At 69.9% G+C, this 19,673-nt stretch carries 14 protein-coding genes; 8 read left to right on the forward strand and 6 right to left on the reverse strand.

What is annotated here, in order from left to right; all coding sequences use genetic code 11:
* The first annotated feature begins 38 nt into the window (after positions 1–38).
* The 7 genes from ACPPVS_RS02905 (at position 39) to ACPPVS_RS02935 (ending at position 11,089) form a co-directional block, all read left to right on the forward strand.
* Positions 39–4,751 (forward strand): DUF4082 domain-containing protein, encoded by a 4,713-nt coding sequence (locus ACPPVS_RS02905; RefSeq protein WP_426594476.1) that lies wholly within the window; start codon positions 39–41, stop codon positions 4,749–4,751.
* 184 nt (positions 4,752–4,935) lie between these two features.
* Positions 4,936–5,991 carry a Gfo/Idh/MocA family protein gene (locus ACPPVS_RS02910; RefSeq protein ID WP_426594478.1) on the forward strand — a complete coding sequence of 352 codons (1,056 nt, stop codon included), beginning with the start codon at positions 4,936–4,938 and terminating at the stop codon, positions 5,989–5,991.
* A complete protein-coding gene (locus tag ACPPVS_RS02915) occupies positions 5,988–6,995 on the forward strand; it encodes an NAD-dependent epimerase/dehydratase family protein (protein WP_426594479.1) in 1,008 nt (335 codons plus the stop codon). Before ACPPVS_RS02910 ends, ACPPVS_RS02915 begins: the two co-directional genes overlap by 4 nt.
* The gene (locus tag ACPPVS_RS02920; protein ID WP_426594480.1) at positions 6,992–8,125 is read left to right on the forward strand and encodes a DegT/DnrJ/EryC1/StrS family aminotransferase; all 1,134 of its coding nucleotides are present in this window, start codon (positions 6,992–6,994) and stop codon (positions 8,123–8,125) included. Before ACPPVS_RS02915 ends, ACPPVS_RS02920 begins: the two co-directional genes overlap by 4 nt.
* Positions 8,122–8,844 carry an acetyltransferase gene (locus tag ACPPVS_RS02925; RefSeq protein ID WP_426594481.1) on the forward strand — a complete coding sequence of 241 codons (723 nt, stop codon included), beginning with the start codon at positions 8,122–8,124 and terminating at the stop codon, positions 8,842–8,844. Before ACPPVS_RS02920 ends, ACPPVS_RS02925 begins: the two co-directional genes overlap by 4 nt.
* Positions 8,841–9,947: a DegT/DnrJ/EryC1/StrS family aminotransferase gene (locus ACPPVS_RS02930; protein ID WP_426594482.1), complete on the forward strand. Its 1,107-nt coding sequence runs from the start codon at positions 8,841–8,843 to the stop codon at positions 9,945–9,947. Before ACPPVS_RS02925 ends, ACPPVS_RS02930 begins: the two co-directional genes overlap by 4 nt.
* Positions 9,948–10,117: 170 nt before the next feature.
* A complete protein-coding gene (locus ACPPVS_RS02935) occupies positions 10,118–11,089 on the forward strand; it encodes a glycosyltransferase family 2 protein (RefSeq protein ID WP_426594483.1) in 972 nt (323 codons plus the stop codon).
* 13 nt (positions 11,090–11,102) lie between these two features.
* Here the strand turns inward: ACPPVS_RS02935 and ACPPVS_RS02940 are convergent, their stop codons facing one another.
* The 4 genes from ACPPVS_RS02940 to ACPPVS_RS02955 all read right to left on the reverse strand — a co-directional run bounded on the left by ACPPVS_RS02940 (position 11,103) and on the right by ACPPVS_RS02955 (position 16,920).
* Positions 11,103–12,632 (reverse strand): lipopolysaccharide biosynthesis protein, encoded by a 1,530-nt coding sequence (locus ACPPVS_RS02940; protein ID WP_426594484.1) that lies wholly within the window; start codon positions 12,630–12,632, stop codon positions 11,103–11,105.
* A complete protein-coding gene (locus tag ACPPVS_RS02945) occupies positions 12,629–14,095 on the reverse strand; it encodes a glycosyltransferase (RefSeq protein WP_426594485.1) in 1,467 nt (488 codons plus the stop codon). Before ACPPVS_RS02945 ends, ACPPVS_RS02940 begins: the two co-directional genes overlap by 4 nt.
* A gap of 81 nt (positions 14,096–14,176) precedes the next feature.
* Complete coding sequence (locus ACPPVS_RS02950; RefSeq protein ID WP_426595868.1) at positions 14,177–15,355, reverse strand: glycosyltransferase family 4 protein; 1,179 nt, start codon at positions 15,353–15,355, stop codon at positions 14,177–14,179.
* A 317-nt stretch (positions 15,356–15,672) separates the two neighbouring features.
* On the reverse strand, positions 15,673–16,920 hold the full coding sequence (locus ACPPVS_RS02955; RefSeq protein WP_426594486.1) for a glycosyltransferase: 1,248 nt from the start codon (positions 16,918–16,920) through the stop codon (positions 15,673–15,675).
* A gap of 199 nt (positions 16,921–17,119) precedes the next feature.
* Here ACPPVS_RS02955 and ACPPVS_RS02960 point away from each other — a divergent pair, with 199 nt between their 5' ends.
* The gene (locus tag ACPPVS_RS02960; RefSeq protein ID WP_426594487.1) at positions 17,120–18,067 is read left to right on the forward strand and encodes a glycosyltransferase family 2 protein; all 948 of its coding nucleotides are present in this window, start codon (positions 17,120–17,122) and stop codon (positions 18,065–18,067) included.
* Here ACPPVS_RS02960 and ACPPVS_RS02965 read toward each other — a convergent pair.
* The gene (locus ACPPVS_RS02965; protein ID WP_426594488.1) at positions 18,060–18,725 is read right to left on the reverse strand and encodes a polysaccharide deacetylase family protein; all 666 of its coding nucleotides are present in this window, start codon (positions 18,723–18,725) and stop codon (positions 18,060–18,062) included. The genes ACPPVS_RS02960 and ACPPVS_RS02965 overlap by 8 nt on opposite strands.
* Positions 18,725–19,594, reverse strand: a complete 870-nt coding sequence (locus ACPPVS_RS02970) for a glycosyltransferase (protein WP_426594489.1) — start codon at positions 19,592–19,594, stop codon at positions 18,725–18,727. The genes ACPPVS_RS02965 and ACPPVS_RS02970 overlap by 1 nt, the downstream gene beginning before the upstream one ends.
* Positions 19,595–19,673: the final 79 nt, after the last annotated feature.

A 19,673-nucleotide genomic window follows, 5' to 3' on the forward strand; every position in this document is an offset into this window, starting at 1 on the left:
GCACCCACCTGCGCTCGTTCTCGACACTCGGAGTCCTCATGAGCCCCCGCAGCACCTTCCGCCGCACCGTCGGGTTCGTCGTGGCACTGGTCGCGAGCGCAACGCTCGCCGTCACGGCGATCCCGACCGCGGCCTCTGCGGCTGACCCGTGTGCCGTCGGCGGCAACCCGATCGTCTGCGAGAACTCCAAGCCGGGCACGGACCCGTCCATCTGGGACATCACCGGTGCCGGCGACGACAGCATCCAGGGCTTCTCGACGGACATCTCGGTCAACGTCGGATCGACCGTCTCGTTCAAGATCAAGACGGACTCGCGCGCCTACACCATCGACATCTACCGGACCGGCTACTACGGCGGGCTGGGTGCTCGCAAGATCGCATCGGTGACGCCGTCAGTGGCGCTGCCTCAACACCAGCCCGTCTGTGTCTCCGACGCCACGACGGAGCTGTACGACTGTGGGAACTGGGCGGTGTCGGCCAGCTGGGCGGTGCCCAGCACAGCAGTGTCCGGCGTCTATCTCGCCAAGCTCACCGACACGGCGACGGGTGACGAGAGCCACATCACGTTCATCGTGCGCAACGACGCCAGCACGTCGGCCGTCGTCTTCCAGACGTCCGACCCCACGTGGGAGGCGTACAACACCTATGGCGGCTCGGACTTCTACCAGGGTGCGGCCAATGGTCGCGCGTACAAGATCAGCTACAACCGGCCTGTCGTGACGCGTGGCGACAACAGCGGTAGGGACTTCTACTTCAGCAACGAGTACCCGATGGTGCGGTTTCTCGAGGCCAACGGGTACGACGTCAGCTACATCGCGGGCGTCGACACCGACCGGAGCGGTGCGCTCCTGAAGAACCACAAGGTGTTCCTGTCGGTCGGGCATGACGAGTACTGGTCTGCTGCACAGCGCGCGAACGTCGAGGCAGCTCGCGATGCAGGGGTGAATCTCGCGTTCCTCAGCGGGAACGAGGCGTACTGGCACACCCGGTACGAGTCGTCTGTAGCCGGCACGGCAACCCCCTACCGCACCCTGGTGTCGTACAAGGAGACGTGGGCAAACGCCAAGATCGACCCGACGTCGGAGTGGACGGGTACCTGGCGGGATCCTCGCTTCGCGTCGACGGCGGCGGGCGCCGGGAAGCCGGAGAACAACCTCACGGGCACGATGTACATGTCCAACTTCTCCGACCTGTCGGTCACGGTGTCGTCCGAGGAGGGCAAGCTTCGACTCTGGCGAGGCACCTCGCTCGCGTCTTTGGCATCCGGAACCACGGCCGGGCTCGCTCCGCACACGATCGGCTACGAGTCCGATGAGGATCTCGACAACGGCTCGCGTCCTGCGGGGCTCATCCGGCTCTCGACGACGACAGGCGCCGTGCCGCAGTACATGCAGGACTTCGGCAACACGGTCCTTGCGGGTACCACGACGCACCACCTGACCATGTACAAGGCTCCGAGTGGAGCGCTCGTGTTCTCGGCTGGTTCCATCCAGTGGACGTGGGGTCTGGACGCGACCCACGATGGTGCCGGAGCTGCCGCCGACTCTCGGATGCAGCAAGCGACGGTGAACCTGCTCGCCGACATGAAGGCTCAGCCCGGCACGCTCATCTCCGGCCTCGTCGCTGCGACCGCGTCTACGGACACGACAGCACCGACGGTCCTCATCAGCACGCCCGCAGCGAACTCGGCTATCGCGAACGGCGCATCCGTGACCGTGACCGGCACGGCGAATGACGTCGGCGGCCGGGTCGCCGGCGTCGAGGTCTCGACCGATGCGGGTGCCTCGTGGCACCCCGCAACCGGCACGACCGCCTGGAGCTACTCCTACGTCCAGTCCGGGCTCGGTTCGGTCCCGGTCCAGGTGCGTGCCGTCGATGACAGCGCCAACATCGGGACGGCCGCGACCAGGTCGTTCACCGTCGCCTGCCCGTGCTCTCTCTTCGGCGCGACGGTTCCCGTCCTAGCCTCGGCAAACGACCCGTCTGCAGTCGAGCTCGGGCTCAAGTTCAGCCCGACGACGACCGGGTTCATCACCGGAGTTCGCTTCTACAAGGGCACCGGGAACACAGGAACGCACGTCGGGTCGCTCTGGAGTGCCACCGGGACGCGGCTCGCGACGGTGAACTTCACCGGCGAGTCCGCAGCGGGCTGGCAGACGGCGACGTTCTCCGCAGCCGTGAGTGTCGACGCGGGGACGTCGTACGTCGTGAGCTATACGGCGCCGGCGGGCGACTACGCCGTGCAATCGGACGCGTTCTGGTACCGCGGTCGATCGGCACCACCGCTCCAGACCAGTGGCGGCTTCGGGGCATCCGGTGCGGGCACCTACGGGTTGCCAGGTACGTTCCCGGCCCAGACCTATGGGTCGTCGCAGTACTACGTCGACGTCGTCTTCACGACGGTGGACACCACGCCGCTGACGATCAGTGGGCAATCGCCGCTGGCTGGCGCGACGAGCGTGCCGGTCAGCACGGCGCCCAGCGTCGTCCTGTCGAAGACGGTGACTGCCGGGTCGGTCGCGATGAGCCTGACACCGCAGGGGGGCACCGCAGTCGCGGGCGTCACCAGCTACGACACGGCGACCCGCAGGGCGACGTTCACTCCGTCGTCCCCGCTCTCGAGATCGACGATCTATACAGCGTCGATCAGCGCGACGGCGAACGGAGCTGGGGTCGCCGGGCCTTCCTCCTGGACCTTTACCTCGGCAGCGCCTGACCAGGTCGTCGGCGCGCGGACCGTGGGTCTGTACAACGACTCGGATGTCCCTTCGATCCTGCAGGCGGCCGACAACCAGGCAGTGACGCTGGGGACGCGGTTCGCGAGCAGCTCCGACGGGGTCGTGACAGGCGTCCGCTTCTACAAGGGACCGAACAACACGGGAACGCACACCGGCCAGCTGTGGGCAGTCGGTGGTTCGCAACCCCTCGCGCAGGCGACATTCAGCAGTGAGAGCACGACTGGCTGGCAGACTGCGACGTTCGCGTCGCCGGTGCGCATCAGCAAGGACACCGAGTACGTCGTCTCCTACCGAGCACCCGTGGGCCTCTACTCCGCGACACTCGGTGCGTTCTCTGGAACTGGCTTGCAACGAGCGCCGTTGCGTACGGCATCCGACAGCGGTGCCTACACCTACGGCACGGGCTACCCCGGATCGAGCAGCTCGACCAGCTATCTGGTCGACGTGGTGTTCCTGCAAGACGCTGCAACCCTGTCGATCGCGTCGCAGTCGCCGGGACCCGGAGACCTGGGCGCGTCAACGACGGCGCCGGTGTCGGTGTCGTTCAACGTGCCGCTTGCCTCTGGTGCGGCGTTCGGCCTCAAGTCGGGAGCCACTGCCGTGAGTGGTGCGTTCACGAAGTCCGTCGACGGTCGGACACTCACCTTCACGCCCACGTCCGCACTCGCACTCTCGACCGTGTACACAGCCACGGCCACCGGACTGGTCTCGACAGACGGGGTAGCCCTCGCCGATGTCTCCTGGTCGTTCACGACGATGGATGCGGACGGGTGCCCGTGCACGCTGTTCCGCGGACAGTCGCCGACGAGCGCTGGGGTCAACGACTCGTCTGCCGTGGAGCTCGGTGTGAGCTTCTCGCCGACCGCCTGGGGCGTCGTGACGGGAGTGCGTTTCTACAAGGGCGCCGGGAACGGCGGGACGCACACGGGGTCGTTGTGGAGCTCGACCGGACAGCTGCTGCGCACGGTCACGTTCACGGGTGAGTCGGCGACTGGCTGGCAGACGGCGACATTCTCGAGCCCCTACACGGTCGCACCGGGGACCACCTATGTGATCTCGTACTACGCCCCGCAGGGTCACTACGCCGCCACGTCGTCGTACTTCGTCGCTGACAGGACGGTCGGTCCACTGACCGTGCCTGCGGCCGGCAACGGTCGGTACGGCTACGGCGCCGGGGGCGTGGCCCCGACGAGCACGTGGCAGCAGACGAACTACTTCGTCGACGTCGTGTACTCGACGGCCGCGCCAAGTCTCCCGACCGTCACAACGCAGGCGCCGCCAGGCGGTGCAACCGGAATCTCGACGACGGCCACCGTGGCGGCGACATTGTCCGGTGCCCCGACCGCCGGGACGCCTGCCGTGGCGCTGGTTGCGCCCAGTGGGCCCGTGGCAGGCACGAGCTCGTACGACCCTGCGACCCTCAAGGTGACGTTCACGCCCAGCGTCGCGCTGCCGGCCGGGACCGCGATCTCGGTGTCGACGAGCCTGTCCGGCACGGCGCTCGCGGGCGGCTCGTGGACGTTCACGACCGCGTCGTCGACCGCAAGTGCGGTCTCGCTCTGGACGGACGCTGAGGTCCCGACCTACGACGCCTGGAACGACACCTCGGCAGTCATGGTGGGTACTCGCTTCACGGCCAACGTCCCCGGATCGGTGACCGCGATCCGGTTCTACAAGGGTGCGACCAACACCGGCACGCACACGGTCAGCCTCTGGGATGCGTCAGGTGTCAAGGTGGCAGAGGCGTCGTCGACGGCTGAGTCCGCTTCGGGCTGGCAAACCGTCTCGTTGCCGACGCCGGTCGGGATCATGCCCGGGCAGGTCTATACGGCCGCCAACTACTCGACGACCGGCCGGTACGCGGTGACCTCGAACGGCCTGGCGACAGCCCGCGTCGTAGGCCCGCTGTCGACCGTTGCGAACGGTGGCGCGTATGTGTACGGAACGACGTTCCCGGTCAACTCGACGGCGACGTTCTTCGGGATCGACCTCGTGTTCGTCCCTGCAGGTTAGCCCGCGCGACCGGCTCGTGACCGCCGAGACGTCGTCCTCCGACCTCGGCGGCCACGGGCCCCGTGCCGTGTGCCGCCGTTCGGGTGTTCACCCGCTGGTCGCGGGGTGAAAATGTCCGGTATCTACGGACATGCCCCCCTTCCTTGGTGACACTTGAGCCCACCGAGACGTTAAGGGGATCGATATGACCGAGCAGCTGCGTGTGGCTGTGGTGGGTGCCGGGTACTGGGGACCCAACCTCGCTCGCAACTTCCGGAACAGCCCCGACTGGGATCTGGTCGCCGTCTGCGACCTGGACGAGGACCGCGCACGCAAGGTCGTCGGCGCCCGATCGACCGTCGAGGTGATGACGAGCGTCACCGACCTGCTGGCCCGCGACGACGTCGACGCGATCGCCATCGCGACCCCTGCCCGGACGCACGCACCGATCGCGCTGGCGGCCCTCGAGGCCGGCAAGCACGTGGTCGTCGAGAAGCCGATCGCCGACCGCGGCACGGCCGCTCGGACGATGGTCAGCAGGGCCGCCGAGCTGGGACGGGTCCTCATGGTCGACCACACATTCTGCTACACCGCGCCGGTGCTGAAGATGCGGGAGCTCATCGAGGAGGGGCACCTCGGCGACATCCTGTACGTCGACTCGGTGCGCATCAACCTTGGCATCGTGCAGCCCGACGTCGACGTGTTCTGGGACCTCGCCCCGCACGACCTGTCGATCCTCGACTTCATCCTCCCGGGCGGCCTGGTGCCGACGGGCGTCGCGGCGCAGGGCGCGGACCCGCTGGGCACCGGCCAGACGTGCGTCGGCTACCTGACGCTGCCGCTTCCGGGCGGCGCCATCGCTCACGTGCACGTCAACTGGCTCAGCCCGACCAAGATCCGCCAGATGGTCATCGGGGGCAGCAAGCGCACGCTCGTCTGGGACGACCTGTCCCCGCAGCAGCGGCTCACCGTGTACGACCGCGGCGTCGAGCTGGGTCAGCCGATGCCGGACAAGACGACCGCGAACATCTCCTACCGCCTGGGCGACGCCTGGGCGCCGGCGCTGCCCGAGAAGGAGGCGCTCGGCGTCATGGTCGCCGAGTTCGCGTCGGCCATCCGCGAGGGTCGCGCCCCCCGGACCGACGGTCACGCCGGCCTGCGCGTCCTGGACGTCCTCGAGTCCGCCTCCCTCAGCCTTGCCGACGGGGGCCGCCTGACCCCTGTCGACGCCCACGCACCCTCGCTGGAGACCATCGCATGAGCACGCTCCAGGGCGCTCGCGTCCTCGTGACCGGCGGGGCCGGCACCATCGGTTCCACGATCGTCGACCAACTCGTCGACGCCGGCGCGGCGCACATCGTCGTCCTCGACAACCTGGTCCGCGGCCGTCGCGAGAACCTCGCAGGCGCGCTCGCGACCGGCAAGGTCGAGCTCGTCGAGGGCGACCTGCGCGACCGCGACCTCGTGCACGACGTGACCCGCGGGCAGGACATCGTGTTCCACCAGGCAGCCATACGGATCACGCAGTGTGCCGAGGAGCCACGTCTGGCTCTCGAGGTGCTGGTGGACGGCACGTTCACCGTCCTCGAGGCCGCCGTCGAGCACAAGGTGGACAAGCTGATCGCCGCGTCGAGCGCGTCGGTGTACGGCCTCGCCGAGCAGTTCCCGACGGGGGAGCGGCACCACCACCACAACAACGACACGTTCTACGGCGCGGCCAAGTCGTTCAACGAGGGCATGGTGCGCAGCTTCCGGGCGATGTACGGCCTCGACTACGTGCTGCTGCGCTACTTCAACGTGTACGGGCCGCGGATGGACGTGCACGGCCTGTACACCGAGGTGCTCGTGCGCTGGATGGAGCGGATCGCCGACGGCAAGCCGCCCCTGATCTTCGGCGACGGACTGCAGACGATGGACTTCGTCGTGACCGGCGACATCGCGCGCGCGAACCTCCTGGCCGCGAGGAGCGACGTGGTGGACGGCGTCTACAACATCGCGTCCGGCACCGAGACGAGCCTGCTGGGCCTGGCGCAGGCGCTACTCCGGGCCATGGACTCCGACCTGCCGGTCGAGCACGGGCCGGAGCGTGCAGTCAACGGCGTGACCCGGCGGCTGGCGGACACCACCGCGGCCCGGGTGGACCTCGGGTTCGAGGCGGAGATCGGCCTGGAGGACGGCCTGCGCGCGCTCGTCGAGTGGTGGCGCCCGCTGCGCAGCGAGATCGCGGCCGGACGCGCGCTGAGCCCCGCGGGGTCACCCGCATGAGCCGCATCAACGTCATGCAGCCGTGGTTCGGTCCCGAGGAGATCGCCGCGGTCAGCGAGGTCATCGCCTCGGGCTGGGTGGCCCAGGGGCCGAAGGTAGCGGCGTTCGAGGCGGCGTTCGCGCAGGCCATGCAGATCGAGCACGCCGTCGCCGCCTCGTCGTGCACCACGGCGCTGCACCTGGCGCTCGTGGTCGCCGGCGTGCAGGCCGGCGACGACGTCGTGGTGCCGTCCTTCTCGTTCATCGCCACCTCGAACGCGCCGACGTACGTGGGCGCTCGTCCGGTGTTTGCCGACGTTGACCCGCTCACCGGCAACCTCACGGCCGTGTCGGTCACCGCCGCGCTGACCGACGCCACCCGCGCGGTGATCGTCGTCGACCAGGGCGGCGTGCCTGTGGACCTGGACGCCATCCGCGCCGTCACCGACCCGCGCGGCATCGTCGTGATCGAGGACGCCGCGTGCGGCGCCGGCTCGACGTACCGCGGCCGTCCCGTGGGCGCCGGCGCAGACGTCGCGGCGTGGTCGTTCCACCCGCGCAAGATCGTCACCACCGGGGAGGGCGGCATGCTCACGACGCCGCACGCGGAGTGGGCCCAGCGCGCGCGGATCCTGCGCGAGCACGCGATGAGCGTGTCCGCCGCTGCTCGGCACGCCAGCGTGCTGGCACCGCCGGAGGAGTACCTCGAGGTGGGCTACAACTACCGGATGACCGACCTGCAGGCCGCCGTCGGCATCGTCCAGCTCGGCCGGCTCCCGGAGGTCGTCGCGCGTCGTCGCGAGATCGCCGCGACATACGCGAAGCAGGTCGACGAGCTGCCCGGCCTGCGTGCGGTCGCGGACCCCGAGTGGGGAACCTGCAACTTCCAGTCGTTCTGGGTCGAGGTCGGTCCTGAGTTTCCCCTCGACCGCGACGGGCTGCTGGCCCACCTCGCCGCTGCGGACATCTCCGCCCGTCGCGGCATCATGGCCACGCACCGTCAGCCCGCGTACGCCGGCGCCGCGCACGCCCCGCTGCCGGTGACCGAGCACCTGACCGCCACGACGCTCATCCTGCCGGTGTTCCACCAGCTGTCGGAGTCGGAGCAGGCCCGCGTGATCGACGCCCTGCGCTCGGCCGGTCCCGCGTGACGCCTCAGCTCATCCTCGTCGCCGCCAGCGGCCTCGCCCGTGAGGTGCTCGCGGTCGTCCGCGCGCACACGGACTACGAGGTCGTCGGCTACCTCGACGACGACGTCGCCCGGCACGGGACGATGCTCGACGGCGCCCCTGTGCTCGGCGGCCTCGACAGCGTCACCGACCACCCGGGCCCGGACCTCCTGATCTGCGCCGGCCGTGGTCGGTCGCGGGAGCTGATCGTCGAGCGGTTCGAGGCGCTCGGGGTCTTCCCCGTCCGCTACGCGACCGTGGTCCACCCGAGCGTCGACGTGCCGGCAGGCTGCGACATCGGCACCGGGTCGATCGTGCTGGCCGGGGTCGCACTGACCACGGCCGTGACCGTCGGCTCGCACGTGGTGGTGATGCCGAACGTCACGCTCACCCACGACTGCGTCGTGCAGGACTTCGGCACGCTCTGCGCGGGGGTGTCGCTCGGCGGCGCCGTCGTCGTCGGCCGGGGCGCCTACGTCGGTATGAACGCTGGCGTCCGCGAGCACGTCCGCGTCGGTGCCGGCGCGACGCTGGGCATGGGCGCCGCACTGCTCGAGGACCAGCCCGACGGCGAGACGTGGGTCGGAGTGCCGGCCCGCCCCCTGGGTGAGGAGTCTGGCCGGGCCCGGCACCGCTGGGCCGTCGGGGCCGCGTCACCCGAGAACGAAGCTGTGACCATCGACGAAGGAGCACGCGCGTGAGCAAGATCCCCCTGGTGGACCTCGGTGCCCAGCAGGCCGAGATTGCCGACGAGGTGCGTGCCGGCCTCGACGAGGTCTTCGCGGCCACCGCCTTCATCGGCGGCCCGGCGGTCGGCCGGTTCGAGGCCGCCTACTCGGCGTTCAGCCAGGTGTCCCACACGATCGGCGTGGCCAACGGGACCGATGCGCTCGAGCTCGCGCTCCGTGCCGCAGGTGTGCGCGCCGGCGGCGAGGTGATCATCCCTGCGAACACCTTCATCGCGACCGCGGAGGCCGCATCCCGCATCGGCGCGGTCCCGGTCTTGGTCGACGTGGATCCCGTGCATCTGCTGATGGACCCCGATGCCGTCCGCGCAGCGGTCGGTCCTCGCACGGAGGCAATCGTCCCCGTGCACCTGTTCGGCCAGGTCGCGCCCGTCGAGGAGATCGGCAAGATCGCCGCGGACGCAGGTGTGCCGATGATCGAGGACGCGGCGCAGTCCCAGGGCGCGACGCGCAACGGTCGGGCCGCTGGCTCCTTCGGGCTGGCCGCCGGGACGAGCTTCTACCCCGGCAAGAACCTGGGGGCGGCCGGCGACGCCGGGGCCGTGACGACGTCCGATGCCGACATCGCCCGGACCGTGCGGGTGCTGTCGGCCCATGGGTCTGCGGTGAAGTACCAGCACGAGGCGATCGGTATGAACTCGCGCCTCGACACGGTGCAGGCGGTGGTGCTCGAGGCGAAGCTGCGTCGGCTCGAGGGCTGGAACGACGCCCGCCGGGCGGCCGCCGCGCGGTACGGCGAGCTGCTGGCCGGCGTCGACGGCGTGCGAGTGCCGGTCAGCGCCGAGGGCAACCAGGACGTCTGGCACTTGTACGTCGTGCAGGTCGACGATCGGGACCGTGTGCTGCGGGAGCTGAACGATGCTGGGATCGGCGCCGGCATCCACTACCCGACCCCTGTGCACCTGACGGGCGCGTACGGCGGGCTCGGGCTCGGCGTCGGAGCGTTCCAGGTCACCGAGGCCGCCGCGCTCCGGATCCTTTCACTCCCGATGTACCCGCACCTGACGGTCGCGCAGCAGGAGCGTGTGGCCGAGCAGCTGCGAACCTCCGTCGGGTGAGTGCTGTGGACACGCCGGCCGTCAAGCGACGCCTGAAGCTCGGACGGGAGCGCCTACGACTTGTCGCGTCGCGGGCAGAAGTCCTTTCCCCTGTCGCTTCAGACGGACCGCAGGCGACCGTCTCGGTCGTGGTTCCGTGCTACAACTACGGCCACTACCTGCCTACGGCTGTGAACAGCATCCTCGAGCAGCCCGGTGTACAGGCTGAGGTCATCATCGTCGACGATGCGTCTCCGGACGGGTCCGTCCAGGTTGCGCACGCTCTAGCCGCGCGGGACCAGCGGGTCCGGGTGGTCGAGCACGTCAAGAATCGTGGCCACATCGCGACGTACAACGATGGCCTCGAGCAGGTCTCGGGCGAGTTCAGCGTCCTCATGTCGGCCGACGACCGTCTCGCACCGGGCTCGCTGTCCCGAGCGGTCGACCTCATGCGCTCGCGTCCTGACGTCGGCATGGTGTACGGCGCGGCCGTCGACTTCACGGACGAGCCACCGGAGGTCGGGACGCGTCCCGATGCTTGGGCGGTGTGGACGGGAGCTGACTGGTACCGAACCCGCGTGCGGGCCGGCACCAACGTCATCAGGTCGCCGGAGGTGGTCCTCAGGAGCAGCGTCCAGCGCCGCATCGGAGGTTACGACCCGGCCCTGCCGCATACGGGTGACCTCGAGATGTGGCTGCGGGCCGCATCGGTCTCTGCGATCGGCAGGGTCGCCGGCTCTGCGCAGGCGTTCTACCGTGTCCACGCGACAAACATGCACACGGCTACGTTCGAGCGCGACTCCGCCAACGGCATGATGGTGGACCTCGAGCAACGGCTCGCTGCGTTCGACGCGGCCGACGGGTTTGCGCGCGGTCGGCTCGCTGGCGTCGACACGCTCACGTCGACGGCACACCAAACCCTCGCGGCCGAGGCCCTCACGCTTGCGGCGCGGGCCCACTGGTGGGGCCACACGGAGCTCTGGCCCGTGGAGCAGCTCGAGGAGTTTGCACTTCGCACCGACCCTGGTGCTCCGGCGAGCCGGGCGTTTCACGTGCTGGAGCGCTCGCGGCGGCGTGGCCGAGCCGCCATGTTGGCGAGCGAGATCGCCGACCGCCTCCGTTGCGACCGCGCCGAGCGGCGGAGGGTACGCCTGGGTCTGTGACGTATCCGAGGATTCAGAGCCTCGCGAGAAACTTGAATCGCCGCGCCAGGCCGGTACGCGACGTCAGCAATCCCAGGGCGTCCGTGTAGACCGCCGGCGACACGAGGCGGACGACGACCAGGTGGGTGACCAGGACCGCCAAGCTCACGCACGCCAGTGCGAGGATCGGGGGCAGTGAATCCTCGGTCACGCGGAGAACTCCGAGCCCCACGGCCCCCGACGCGACCACCGACAAGGCCGCTGAACCCATCACGCGGGCGAGCTTTCCTGGCCCGATATCGATCAGCCTGCTGACGAGCCACCACCGCGCTGCTGTGGCGATCGCTGCTACGCCGACGAAGCCCGCTGCCACGGCCGTGAGACCGTGCGGCGCTGCCACGATGGTGACTGCCAGGGTCAGCCCGTCGATGACCACCGCGTAGGCCAGCCAACGCCCTGGTCGCCCTGCACCGTAGAACAGGCCGTTATCGATGCCGGCGCCAAGTGTGAGGATCGCCGCGACCGCGAGCGCTTGTGCGACGGGGATGCTCGCGCCCCAGTTGGGCCCGAAGATGAGCGGGATGAGCAACGAGCCACCGACTGCCACCACCATCATCACGGGCGAGACCGCGGCGTAGGACAGGCGCAGCGCTCGCACGTAGGCGCTGCGGAGCCGATCGCCGGATTCTCGGATCTTCGCGAATACGACGGTCGACACGGGAACGATCGCCGAGCCGCCCATGTCCTGGGCAACCTGGATGAGCCGCTGCGCGATGCTCATGTACCCGAGCGCGGCTGCCCCGAGGACGTTTGAGATCACTGCCGCCTCAGCGGCCGCCCGCGCGGTCGCCACCATGTCCACGGCGACGACGTTGCCGCCGTAGCGGGCCATGAAGCCGAACTCGAGCCGGGAGAATTCCAGTGTGGGGCGCCATCCCGCGGACCGCCAAGCCAGGACGCAGGCGATCGCCTGGGACGTGACGATCTGGGCGACCAGCGCCCAGGCGCCGGCTCCACGAAGGGCCAGCACGACGGCGATGACCTGCGACACGACCACTCCGATGGAGGCCTGCACCGCCAAGAGTCGAAACTGCATCCGGCGGCGCATGAGTGCCGTCGGGACGGACGAGAGCACGATCGCGGCGACGGACAGAGACATGGTCTGGATGACGGGTGTCGCCGCGGGGATGCCGAACGCGCCGGCGAGGAGCGGGGCTGACAAGATCATTGCCCCGCACAGCGTGGCGGCGACGCTGATCGAGAACCAGAACCCAGTGCTCAGGGTCCGTTGGCTCAGGCGGGGCGTCTGCACGATGTAGGTCGTCAGTCCTAGGTCGGACAGCAACAGCACGAACGGGGTGATTGCCGACGCCGCGGCGACCGCGCCGAAGTCCTGCGGCTCGATCAGTCGGGTGAGGATCGCGATCGTCGCCAGGCCGGAGATCCGTACGAGCCACTTCTGCGCGGTGAGCCACAGCATGCCGGCGGCTGCGGAGCGGCCCAGCGCACCGGTCGACGACGCATGGTCGTCCTTGTGTTCCTCGGCGGCGGTGTCGTGCGTCATCTCGACACCTGCGTGTCGACGACCCGCCGCAGGATGCCGGCATGTGACCCGATCATCTGGTCGCGGCTGTCGGCGGGCACCCGCCGAGCAGCGGCCAGGCGCTCGGTGGCTGCGATGGTCGCCAGGGCGTTGGCGAATGCCGTGCGTGAGGGTTGGTGCAGCCGCCGGCGCGCCCGCGCAACCGATCGACGCGTGAGTGTCGAGCCCGACGGGTTGGGTGCCACTGCGCCACCGACCCCGTCGGTGCCGACCAGCTCACGCGCCCCTCCGACGTCTGACATGACGACGGGCAACCCGAGCGTTCGCGCCTCGGTGGCGGAGACCGGCCAACCCTCGAAGTACGAGTTCAGGGCGAAGATGTCCGCGGCAGCGAGCAACGTGCCCGCGTCGGAGTCGCCGAGCAGGTTCACGCGGTGCCCGAGTGCGTGGCTGAGCCGTAGCTCGTCCGCACGGCGGTACTCCAGCCAGTCACTCGGCTCGCCCGCGATGACCAGACGCAGTCGGCGGTCGAGGGTCGCGGCCTGGAGGAACGCGTCGACGAGGCCAGCGGCGTTCTTCTGGATGTCGTACCTGGCCAGGCTCACCACGACGACGTCGTCGCGCACGTCGACGCCCAGGATCTCGGTCAGCTGCGATCGCGCCACGCTCCGGGAGGGCGCGGACTCGACCACCGACCGCGGTGCACCGTTCGGCACCAGGGTGACCGCGCCCGGGCCTGGCTCGCCGACGTGCTCGAGATGGTCACGCCGCACCGCATCGCTGACTGCGATGGTCACCGTGGCAGCGTGGCTCAGCCGGGCCGTTGCGGCCCACGCGAGCGGGCTTCGGTAGAGCTCGACGTTGTGCACGACCGGGACCAGAGGCAGGCCGGACGCAAGCAGGGCATCGATCATCGGCGGAGTTGCCGTGTGCACCTGGACCACGTCTGGTCGGTTCTCGGCAAGGGCGGCTGACAGGCCTGCTGCGCCGTCGACGACAGTCACGGACACGCCTGCACGTCGCAGGGCCTCCGCCTGTCGACCCCCGTGCAGCGTGATGACCCTGCACGCGATCCCTCGCTGGGGCAGCTCACGGGCGAGGATTCCGACCACTGCCTCGACGCCGCCGATGTCGAGGGTCTCCGTCACCAGTGCGCACGCGACGCTTTGAGCCCTCTCGGGCTCGCCGACGGCCGCTCGTTCGGTGACCTGCACGGCGGACGTCGTCGCTGGGATGCGCGGTATGTCGTGGAGGCCGAGAGCGCGTTGCGTGAGGGTGCGCGCGTGGCCGAACCTGATCCGGGCAGGAAGGACGTCGACGAGCCCCGTGAGCACGGTCAGCGCCGCGTACCCGGTCCCGTGGAGCGCGCGCGCAGCGCGGTCAGGGGGATGGGCACGCATGAGTTCGGGTCGCCCGGGCGCCCCGTCGCTCACGCTCGTCGACCGGTCCGTGGCGTGCCCGTCTGTGCTCAGCCGTGGCACCATCAGGACACCTCACTCCGGTCGTGCGAAGGGCTTTCTTCTGGCCGGCCGCCTTGCCGACGATAGGTGACGGCGTGTGCACCGTCACGCGATGTGCGGCGAATTCACCCCGTTCGTACCGGGCCGGTCGGAGGTGTCGAAGGGCGCCGACAGATCGCGGCGCGCAACTGCGGCACGCGCGGCCACGGCCACCCGTAAGAGAGCCGCATGGCCAGCCACCATCGCGCGGAAGCTGTCGTCGGCCGCAGGTATGCGGTGGCCCGTGCTGCTGCGGACCGTTCGTGTCACGGCCCCTACGGCGGTCGCGACGTCTCCGGCATTCGTCTGGTGCCGAGCCCTGCGGCGCGCCGCACGTGCGCGGCGGTCTGAGACGGCGGCCGCGGGACCGCTCGCGTTGGTGATCAGCACGGATCCGTGCGCCGCTCGCTCCACGAGCTCCACCGCGCCGCCGGCCTCGCTGATCACGATGGGCAGGCCAGCGGCCACCGCTTCGGTCGCCGCGAGCGGCCAGCCCTCGAAGAACGAGTCCAAGAGAAAGGCGTCAGCCGCAGCCAGCAGCGTGGCGGCATCCGAGTTCCCCAGGAGGTGGACACGGTCACCGTCGGGATGGCTGCGGCGGATCGCGTCGGCGCGCCGGAACTCGAGCCAGTCCGACGGATCGCCTGCAACGACGAGGTGGACCCGCAGCGCGGACGGGCGCGCGGACAGGAAGGACGCCACCATCCCGGCGATGTTCTTCTGGGAGTCGTAGCGCGCCAGGCAGGCGAAGACAACCTCGTCTGCCAGCGGCGCGTCGAGGGTGCGAGTGAGTTCGTCGCGCGCGGCAGACTGCACCTGGTCCGTGACGGCGGGCATGGGCATAGCGCCGTTTGCGACGACCACGATCTTCTCGGCCGCACTCGCGGGCACCCGCTCGACGTGGAACTGGCGGACGAGGGTGCTGACCGCGATCACGGAGTCGGCACGCGAAAAGAGCGCCGCCGTGCTCCTCCATTTGTCGGGCGAGTAGTGGATCTCTGTGTTGTGCAGCACGGGCACGATGGGCACACCCACACGGTCGGCCGCATCGACGAGGTGGTCGGGAGCGCTGTGCAGCTGGATCACGTCGAGGCGGGCGCGGGCCATCAAGTCGGACGCCGAGGTCGTGTCCGGGGCGATGATCACCTGGACGCCGAGACCTCGCAGGCGGGTGGATCGCGCTCCCTCCACCGGGCACACGACGACGGGCTCGATCCCCTCCGCCCGCAGACCTTCGGCGAGCATCTCCACGACCCGACCGACTCCGCCGATGTCGAGCGAGTCCGCGACCAGACCGCAGCGGAGGTCGGCCGTTCGCGCCGCTCCGTTGTCGACCGACGGCTTGAAGGCGGCTCCGTCTACGGCGCCCAGCGATGCGAGCGGGCGAGACAAGAGCGCGCGTGCGAGCGGATGCACGTAGCCGTACCTCAGACCCGGGGACGTCAGGTCGATCGCGGCTATCGCGGTACCCAGCACCCATGCCGACGACCGTGCCGTCGCGTGGGCGATACCGCGTGCCCATCGAGACCCGCCTCGGTGTACCGATATCTCGCCCATCGCGGCTACCGCGCAAGCTCCGTGCGGGCTTCCACGACGGGTCCGAGGACGGCGGCCGTGCGTGGGCGCAGTCCGAACGGGGCGTTGCGGCGCGCGGGCCAGGGCGCACGCAGGCCCGGTACGGCTGGGGAGCACAAGATCCATGCGCCGGTGTCTTGCGCGACACCGATCAGGTGCGGCAGTCCGGCAAGTGCGGGTGCGAGTGCCTTCACTGCGGCTCCGTCGACCCCTGCGATGAGCAGCGCCCTGCCGGGGCTTCGGGCGGTGACGGACTGGCCGAGGCCTTCGGCTGTCGTGGCCGTCACGGCGACATCGCGCCCGCGCCGCCACAGGAGCGTCGGCTGCCACGCCTCGACGTCCGCGGACGTCGGCAGGACGTTGACAACGTCCACGCCTGAGGCACTGACGATGTCGAGCACGTCGTCGATCGTCAGCCGGACGTCGCCGAGCACGACGTCGCGAACATGCTGACGGCCGTGACGGGCGAGCCGCGCGGCGGCAACGGACTCGCGGATCCACGTCGCCACGCCGTGACGACGGCGCCACGCGGCACGCCAGCGCGCCCGTTCGCCTGGGGCTCGGACGACACCGCATGTGGTCCTCAGCGGGAGCAGGGCGGGGTAGAGCTCCGCGATGCGGTGGTGTGCCTCGGCGAGCCGGTCCAGGTTCGTGGTCATGCTGTTGTGGGTCAGCACGACATCGCTCGTCGTGATCCGCAGCCCTTGATCGCGCACGCGGGCGCCGTACTCGACCGCGTAAGCGTGCCAGGCCAGGTCGGGATCCTCGCTCAGCGGCTGCTCGAGCACCCGGTCGCGCTCGATCATGAACAGCACCTCGTCGACGCTGTCGACCTGGGCTGAAGGTGACGAGGGTGCCCCGATCATGACGACCCGGTCCCGCACCACACCCGCCACCGAGCCCGATGACGTGATGCCGACTGCTCCGAGGAGCCCGGTCCCGGGGTCGTCCTTCAGGGCGGCAGCGGCGGCCTCGAGCGCGACGAGTGAGTGGAGGTACACGTCTTGGTGGACGAATACGACGACGTCGTGACGTGCGCGGCGCGCACCATCGTTGAGTGCCGCGCCTGCGGAGGCGAAACGACCGTCCCGGTTGTCGACCGGGAGGTACTCGGTCTCGGGCGCATCCGGCAGCCCGGCGCGGATCGAGGCGTCCAGGCACGTGGTGCGGACGTCGAGGTCGTTGAAGACGCAGACGATCGATACCGGCGTTCGGCGTGGATCCGTAGGCGTCATCGTGACCTCCTCTCGAGCGCCCGGGCGTCGCATCGAACGTGTCGACGATAGGGGACGAAAGGGGCACGTTGGACGGCTGCGTCCAGGTTCACCCGGCGGAGGTCGGCCGGTACTGAGCCGGCTGTCCGAGCGGGTGATGCGGCCTCATCGCGTCCCGTGCGACGATGCGCTGCACTCGCCGACCGATCGAGCCGTGAGGATGACCCAGGTGCCTGGTGGCCCGCGTGGCACACCCGAGCGGGTGGCCGTCGTCGTCGTGACGTTCAACAGCGTCGACGTGGTGCCCGGCCTGATCTCCTCGCTGCCTGCCGGGATGAGCGACCTCGACTGGACCCTCGTCGTGGTCGACAACGATTCGCGCGACGGCACGGCAGAGGCGATCGAGTCGATCGCGCCGGAGGCAGTTGTCGTGCGGACCGGTCGTAACGGCGGATACGCCGCCGGCATCAACGCGGGCGTGCGGGAAGCCCAGGGGTGCACCGCCGTGCTGGTGCTCAACCCCGACGTCCGCCTCGGCACCGGATGCGTGCCCGAGCTCTTGGCGGCGATGGGACGGACCGGCGCGGGCATCGTCGTCCCCCGCCTGAACGACGCACGCGGGGACCTCATCGCCTCGCGACGCCGCGAGCCGACCTTACGTCGCGCGTTCGCGGACGCAGTCCTCGGTGCAGAGCGGGCTGGCCGGGTTGGCCACGTCGGGGAGGTGGTTACCGACCCGCGCGAGTATCAGGTCGAGAGCGCGACCGACTGGGCAGAGGGCTCCACGTTGCTCCTCTCAGCCGACTGTCTGGCTGCCGTCGGGCCGTGGGACGAGTCGTACTTCCTCTACTCCGAGGAGACCGACTTCGCGTTGCGCGCACGCGACCGCGGCTACCGCACCTGGTTCGTCCCGACCGCGCACGCCGTGCACCTCGAGGGCGGTTCTGCTGGCAACGCTGCTCTGTGGCGGCTGCTCGTGGTGAACAAGCTGCGGCTGTACAGGCGTCGGCACAACGCGGTCATGGCTGCGTTGTTCTGGGCAGTTCTCGTGGGCCGGGAGGGTAGCCGTGCACTCATCGGCAAGAGGACCAGTCGGGCCGCACTGCGCGCCCTTCTCAGCCCAAGGTTCCTCGCCGACCGCCCCGGCCCCCACAGCATCGTCACCTGAGGCGCTTGACGAGCCCCTTGAGCGAGAGCCGGGCGCGTTCGACGGCGGATCTCGGGTCGAGCGCCGCGCGCGTGATCGACTCGGCGGTGTCGTCGCGAGTCGCGCTGAACCGCGGCTGGAGCCAAGCCCCTGCGGCCCCAGGTCGTCGGTCCGACGTGTAGACAGCCTCGTACCCGAGACGACGGAGCCAGCTCAGTGTCGTCCGGTCGTACTGGCCGCGGGGCAGCGCTGCCTCCGTGACGCCCCCAGCGATCCCGGAGATGACGTCGCGAGCGTCCACGAGCTCGCGCTGACGGGCGTCGGGGGTCAGCGACCGCCACGACACGTGGTCCATGCCGTGCGAACCGATCCCCATGCCGGCGTCGCGCAGTGCCACGACGTCGGTCGAGGCGAGGCTCCCCGGCACGTCCAGGCGCCCCGCCAGAACGAAGAACGTCGCTGTCAGGCCCCGTTCTTGCAGTGCGGGCATTCCGAGCTCGACGTCTGACGCGTTCCCGTCGTCGAACGAGATCGCGAGCGTCGGCCACGGTGCGATCGCGTCGAGGATCCGTAGGAAGTCGTTGTGCGTCACCCAGTAGCGGGCCTCGTCTTCGTCGATCGCTCGGCCAGGGTCGCCGATGCCGTGAAAGCAGATGTTGTGCACGGGTGGCTCGCCCATCACGCGTCCCTCGCGGCGCCGTCGGTCCGGCTTGAGGTGTCGGAACCCCAGTCGTCGCTCTCACGGCGCGCGCGCTGCTCGGCGACGAGCGTCAGTACAGCAAAGACGACGCCGGCCGGTGCGAGCCAGGGTCTGCGCAGCACGACGTCGAAGAACCAGCTGAACGGCTGCGAGCTGCGGACCTGGCCGACGGACGCGTCGGTAGTGGCCCGCCGACGCAGCGCGGCATTGCCCCGCCGGACGCGCGTCAGGCGGCGTAGCAGGTCCGTCGTGTGGCGGGGCGTCTCGACATCGGTGTGGACCGAGGTGACGATGATGCGCTCCCCGGCCGAGAACAGGGAGTCGAGGAAGAGGTCGTCGGCGAGGATCTCCGGGAACCGGTCGAACCGCGCCCGACCCTCATCGGAGAGTGCGATCATCCCCCGGCCGTACAGGCCGGTGCGTGCGGCCGGCAGCCTGGACTGGATCGCGAAATAGCAGCGGACGGCGAGCGGCCGACCGGTGAGCACCAGTCGTCGGCAGGGCGCGGCGGCAAGGGGCTTCGTACCGCCGTTCGTCGGCAGACCGGCCAAGGCTGCGGCGACCGCCCGTACTGAATCCGTGGTGACGGCGATGTCCGCGTCCAGATAGACGCGCGGATAGCCCTTGGCGAGCGCGTCGCCGGCGTCGAGTGCAGCCGCCTTCCCTGGGGTGGGCCGGTCGATGACGAGGACCCCGCGGGCAGAGGCTCTCTCCACGGTGTCGTCCGTGCAGCCGTTGGCGACGACGATGACGTCGAGCTCCCCCGGGGTGCTCTTTTCGAGCAGCAGGTCAAGGTTGCGGCCGATCACGGCGGCCTCGTTGTAGGCGGCGATGACGACGCTGATCACTAGGCCTCCAGTCGTCAGCCAGGGTCGACTTCTCGCGGTTCGCCGGACGGCCCCGAGAACGAACGCCGGACCGGCACGG

The organism is Cellulomonas sp. McL0617, from assembly GCF_049994875.1.
GTDB lineage: Bacteria > Actinomycetota > Actinomycetes > Actinomycetales > Cellulomonadaceae > Cellulomonas.